Here is a 4,937-nt window from a genome sequence, read left to right as displayed (position 1 = left end):
ACTTCGGTCTGAACGACGTCGCGTTCAGTCGTGATGACACTTTGAAGGCGCGTTTTGCCGACAACTTCGCGCATCACGGACTCTGCCACCATTTCGACAGCGATATCGGGCTGTTTCACATTCAGGATGTAATCCTGTGGTGCTTCGGGCTTCACGCGCCAGAAGACGGAGAACTGAATGTCGACGATATTTTCGTCTTCAGTCAGCATCAGGCTCTCGTCCATGGTCTGGCCGATCTGAGTCTTTCGGCGGGCTTCGACCTCGACCAGTTCATGCTCCTCGAAGGGGGCAGGCAGGTGGAAGTGGAGGCCGGGGCCAAAATTGGTCTGCCATTTGCCGAAGCGGAAGACGGAGGCCTGTTGGCCCGGATCTACCATAACGACGCTGGTGGACAGCCAGGCAAGCAGGGCGATACCTGCGATGACCAGAAAGCCGAGCGGACCGAAATTGGTTCCGCCGCTGCCGCCACCGCCGCCACGTTTGCGACCACCGCCGCCGCCGCGCTGCCGGAAACGTTCCTGCATGCGCCGCATCTGGTCTTCGAGGTCATTACCCCCATTGCCGCCCGAGCCGCCGGGACGGTTCCAAGGAGAGCCGCCATCCTTGCCGCCTCCATTGTCATTTCCGCCCTCGCCGCCCCAAGGGCCGCTGGATTTAGTTTTGTCATCCCAGGGCATGAGCCCTCCCTGTATTACTGTGCATGGGTTCTATATAGGCGCTTTGGTGATAAGTGCATGCCTGTTTGCAGGCATCAAGAGCAGCGGAGTCGCAGATTTTGTTCGGATCTAGGGATAAATCACGCCGGAAACTCGAAGAAAAGATCATCGAAGCCCTCGGTCGGCCCGATTGGCTCGAATCGGTTTCGGTGGGTGAAGACGGTCGCGCGGTACTTGTGATCGAGGCAGACCCAGCCGCGCCAGAGGCCGCTGAGGCGCGCCGGATCGAGGCTGAAGGCAAGGTCGAACTGGTCTCCGGGGTCAAATCCGTGAGCAGCGTTCTGACCGCCGAACGCGTTGCGGTCGCTCCGGCGAAGGAGGTTCATCTGTCTCATGCGCCCGCCTCAAAACGTGTGCGCAAGGGCGCCCGCCTGTCGGATGAGGCGATGCAGCAAGGGAATGTTCCGGCCAGCACACCAAAGTCCTCAATCCCCGGTATTTCCAGGATTCTAGTCGTGGCGAGCGCCAAGGGCGGCGTCGGCAAGTCTACAGTCGCGGTCAATCTGGCTGCGGCGATGGCAAAAGCCGGTATGAAGGTCGGCCTCATGGATGCCGACATTTATGGCCCCTCTATCCCGACCATGCTGGGGACAGTGTCGGCTGAGCCAGTGACGTCCGCGGAGTCCGGCAAGCTGCAACCTGTCGAAGCCTTCGGCATGAAGACGCTGTCGATTGGATATTTGTCCGATCCGGACTCGCCGATGATCTGGCGCGGACCCATAGTAATGTCAGCAATCACACAGATGTTGAATGATGCGGAATGGGGTACCGTGGATGATCCGCTGGACGTGTTGATCATCGACACGCCGCCGGGAACGGGGGATGCACAGTTGACGATAGCCCAGCGCGTGCCCGTAACGGCGGCGCTGATCGTCACCACGCCCCAGGAAGTCGCGCTGGCGGATGTGCGTCGCGGCGCGGCCATGTTTGCCAAGACTGAAGTGCCGGTCCTTGGCATAGTCGAGACAATGAGCTGGTTCGAAGATCCGGCGGGCAATCGCCATTATCTGATGGGGCAGGGCGGGGGCACCGCCACGGCGAATGCTCTTGGCCTGCCAGTGCTGGCTGAGCTTCCGATGCTGCAAGCGATCCGCGAAGGTGGCGATTCAGGCAAGCCGGCGGCGCTGTCAGATGAAACAACGGGCCAGCTCTTTCATGAACTGGCCCGCCGCGTTGCGATGGGGCTGGATACGCTTCAATCGAAGCCCGCGCCGCAGATCATCTTCGAGGACTAGGTCGGCTCACTGAAGTATTCTTCAGCGAGCGTGCTCGCTATGGTCAACAGATTCTCGTAGCCGACCGTATTGTTGTTGAGGACGACGATGACACCGTCTTGTTCCGGAAGGAGCAAAACAAGGCTGAGATAGCCGATCAGACGTCCATTATAGAAGATGACCTCCGTCGGTTCTCCGCTGCCGATGGTCATTTGAGTCACCGTCCAGGCCATCGGCGCTTCCGGATTGAAGGCCTCCTTCCGGCCAGTTTCGGACAGGAGGTCTCCGTTAAGAACGGCCTGTCCCCAGGCAGACAGATCATCAACCGTTGAGTACATTGAGGCGGTTCCGCGGAACAGGACGGGGTTGGTGATCGGGATGATTTCGTAGCCGCCATCTTCGGAGCGGAAATAGTTGGCCGCCAGATCAATTTCGTCCTGATAGATTTGCCCGGTACGGTCGAGGCCGAGCGGATCGAGAATCTGCGATCGCAAATAGTCTTCGTATCCGGTGCCTGCATGGCGGTCGATGATGCGCGCGAGCAGGTAATAATTCACGTTTGAATAGAGGTAGTCGCTGCCGGGCCGGAATCTCAGCTCGAGCGCCTCAAGAGTGTCCATGAAGGACTCATCGGTGAAGGATCGCTTCACCTCATTGTCGAACCACCCGGGAATGTCGACATAGTGCGGAATGCCGGACCTGTTCTGGAGCAGGTGGCGCAGGGGGACGTCACGCGCATAGGGCGTCTCAAAATCGGGCAGGAGTTCTTCCAGTGACTGGTCCAGATCGAGTTTTCCCTCATCGACCAGTTGCAGGACAAGCGAAGCGGTGAAACTCTTTGTCATCGACGCAATTGGGAAACGGGTGTCGGAATTGACCGGTTGTACGTCTTCGGTTGGCCATGCGTTCACAGCCTGACGCAGGATGATTTCTTCTTTTTTGCCAACAAGAATGCTGCCAGAAAATTCCAGCTCTTCCAGAACGCCCGTGATTTCCCGGGAGGGTTGGTCGTTGGTGTCTATCGCCGGTGCATAATAGGAGGCGGCGTGTTCCGGCGTGCAGCCGATGGTCAGGAGTGCAGCCATCATGGCCAAAATCGTCGCGTAGTTCATGGTTCGCTCCAAATCGTCAGCGCTCCGATCTAGCGGCGCTGGCCGGCATTGCATATCGAAAAGCTGAAAGTTTTTTGAGGCCTTGGCCGAAGCGAACCGGGTCTAATCCAGCCGCTTACGGACGATATTCTCGCTGCTTGCAGACAATTCGAATGCCATGCCGTCTTCGCCCATAATGATCGGGCCATCATAGGCGTCATCCGTTCCTTTCAGGAATGCCGGGTATAGAAGGCGGCTCGGCACCGCCGGAACGAAATGGCTGAAGACCAGCATGCGCGCACCTGCTTCGCTGGCGACTTCCGCGCCCTCGACCGGCGTCGTGTGGTAGTCGAGGATATCGTTCATGATGGCCGCGAGGCGGGCCTGTCCGTTCGCATTGAGTTGGTCGCGGATTTGGCTGACCATGTCGGCATTCAACGCTTCGTGAACGAGTATGTCCGTGTCCCGCGCCAAGGCGACCAAGCGTGGATCCTTGACCGTATCTCCGGAAATCGTGACGGACCGTCCTTTGTAGTCGAACCGGTAGGCTACAGCTGGCTCAATTGGATCATGATCCACTGAAACTGCGGTAACGCTCAGGCCATCGCGGTCATACACTTTGCGAGCTGTGCTCGCAGGCGTGAATGGAACAGCATCTGCGCCTTGTCCAGATGGGGACAGGACATCCGCTCCGTGATGGGCGATACGGTATGCAGAATCCAGAGCATAGGCAGCGTCGAAGCCAGCGACGACCTGGCCGACGCCATCCGGACCGTGGATCGGCAAGGGTGCCTGTGCGCCACCGGCTGCCCAGTGTTGCAGCAACACCTCTCCAAGCCCATCAATGTGATCGGAATGGAAATGGGTCAGGAACACCGCCTCCACATTGGCCCACGGCAGACGCAGCTCTCCGAATCTTCGGCCTGATCCGGCCCCGGCATCAACGATAAAGACGCGGTCTCCCGCAACGACCACCGTCATGGGTCCCACACGCCCCGGATCGGGCAGGGGAGATCCCGTGCCGACAAGTACAACGGTCAGACCGTCTGGTGCGTCGGCAAGCGCATTTTGCCCCAAGGTCGATTTGACCGCAGCTTTGAACGCAAACTCGCCAATTTGTACGCCGAACAGGGTGCGTGCGCCAATCACGGCGAGCACCAAGACTGTCGCGGCGATCAGAATGATTTTGAGAACTCTCATCGCTTATCCTCCTGAATTGCAAACTAGGCGTTGAAGTTCAGTTTCAGGCCCGGCTCCGGCCACCGGCATTTGGCAAGCTGGCCGGTACTCGACAGGGTAACGTAGGCATCCTGCATGTCGTCGCCGCCAAAGGCGATATTGGTGACGATCAGGTCGGGAAAAGCCGTGTGGTGAAAATCTCCGTCCGGCGTGATCGTTGTGATACCGCCATTCAGAATGGTTGCGACACAGACATTGCCCGCCGCCGTCATGGCCAGGCTGTCAAAATACTGCAGGCCCGGCATGGTGGCGACTACGCGCCCGCCATTGAAAGGGGAGGCAGGTTTGATGATGCCGGGGCTTTCCAAATCAAACGCCCACATGCGTCCGGTCATGGTGTCGGCCATGAAGACGGTCTGCTCATCAGGAGCAAGGCCGACACCATTTGGACTACTATAATGGAAGTCCAGTTCCTTGGCTTCGCTGGCACCATTGGCGAGGAAAAAGAGCCCGCCGAAATCGCGGTGGCGCGAGTAGGTTTTGCCATGATCGGTGAAGTAGAGATTGCCTGCCTTGTCGAAGACGAGATCGTTGGGGCCTTTCAGGGGGTGGCCACCGACTGTGTCCAGTACCCGGTCAACCTTGCCTGTAGAAAGATCAACCCGTTCGATGCGGCCACCATCATAATCGTCCGGACAGTTTCCGGGGATGAGCAAACCGTCCATGTCAGTATAGAT

5 protein-coding genes are annotated in these 4,937 nt (G+C 58.5%); 1 reads left to right on the top strand and 4 read right to left on the bottom strand.

Annotation, left to right across the window (positions count from 1 at the left end; all coding sequences use genetic code 11):
• On the bottom strand, positions 1 to 677 hold a 677-nt coding region (hflK, locus tag B4F73_RS14000; protein ID WP_290483572.1), incomplete at its 3' end, for a protease modulator HflK.
• A gap of 98 nt (positions 678 to 775) precedes the next feature.
• Here hflK and B4F73_RS13995 point away from each other — a divergent pair.
• The gene (locus B4F73_RS13995; RefSeq protein ID WP_290479939.1) at positions 776 to 1,951 is read left to right on the top strand and encodes an Mrp/NBP35 family ATP-binding protein; all 1,176 of its coding nucleotides are present in this window, start codon (positions 776 to 778) and stop codon (positions 1,949 to 1,951) included.
• Here the strand turns inward: B4F73_RS13995 and B4F73_RS13990 are convergent.
• The 3 genes from B4F73_RS13990 to B4F73_RS13980 form a co-directional block, all read right to left on the bottom strand.
• The gene (locus B4F73_RS13990) at positions 1,948 to 3,042 is read right to left on the bottom strand and encodes a serine hydrolase domain-containing protein (RefSeq protein ID WP_290483571.1); all 1,095 of its coding nucleotides are present in this window, start codon (positions 3,040 to 3,042) and stop codon (positions 1,948 to 1,950) included. The two genes, B4F73_RS13995 and B4F73_RS13990, sit on opposite strands and share 4 nt — an antisense overlap.
• A gap of 102 nt (positions 3,043 to 3,144) precedes the next feature.
• Complete coding sequence (locus B4F73_RS13985) at positions 3,145 to 4,221, bottom strand: MBL fold metallo-hydrolase (protein ID WP_290483570.1); 1,077 nt, start codon at positions 4,219 to 4,221, stop codon at positions 3,145 to 3,147.
• 23 nt (positions 4,222 to 4,244) lie between these two features.
• The coding region (locus B4F73_RS13980) for an SMP-30/gluconolactonase/LRE family protein (RefSeq protein WP_290483569.1) at positions 4,245 to 4,937 on the bottom strand (693 nt) is incomplete at its 5' end.

This window comes from Hyphomonas sp. UBA3601, from assembly GCF_002375605.1.
GTDB lineage: Bacteria > Pseudomonadota > Alphaproteobacteria > Caulobacterales > Hyphomonadaceae > Hyphomonas.
This window is presented reverse-complemented; position numbering and strand designations above follow the sequence as displayed.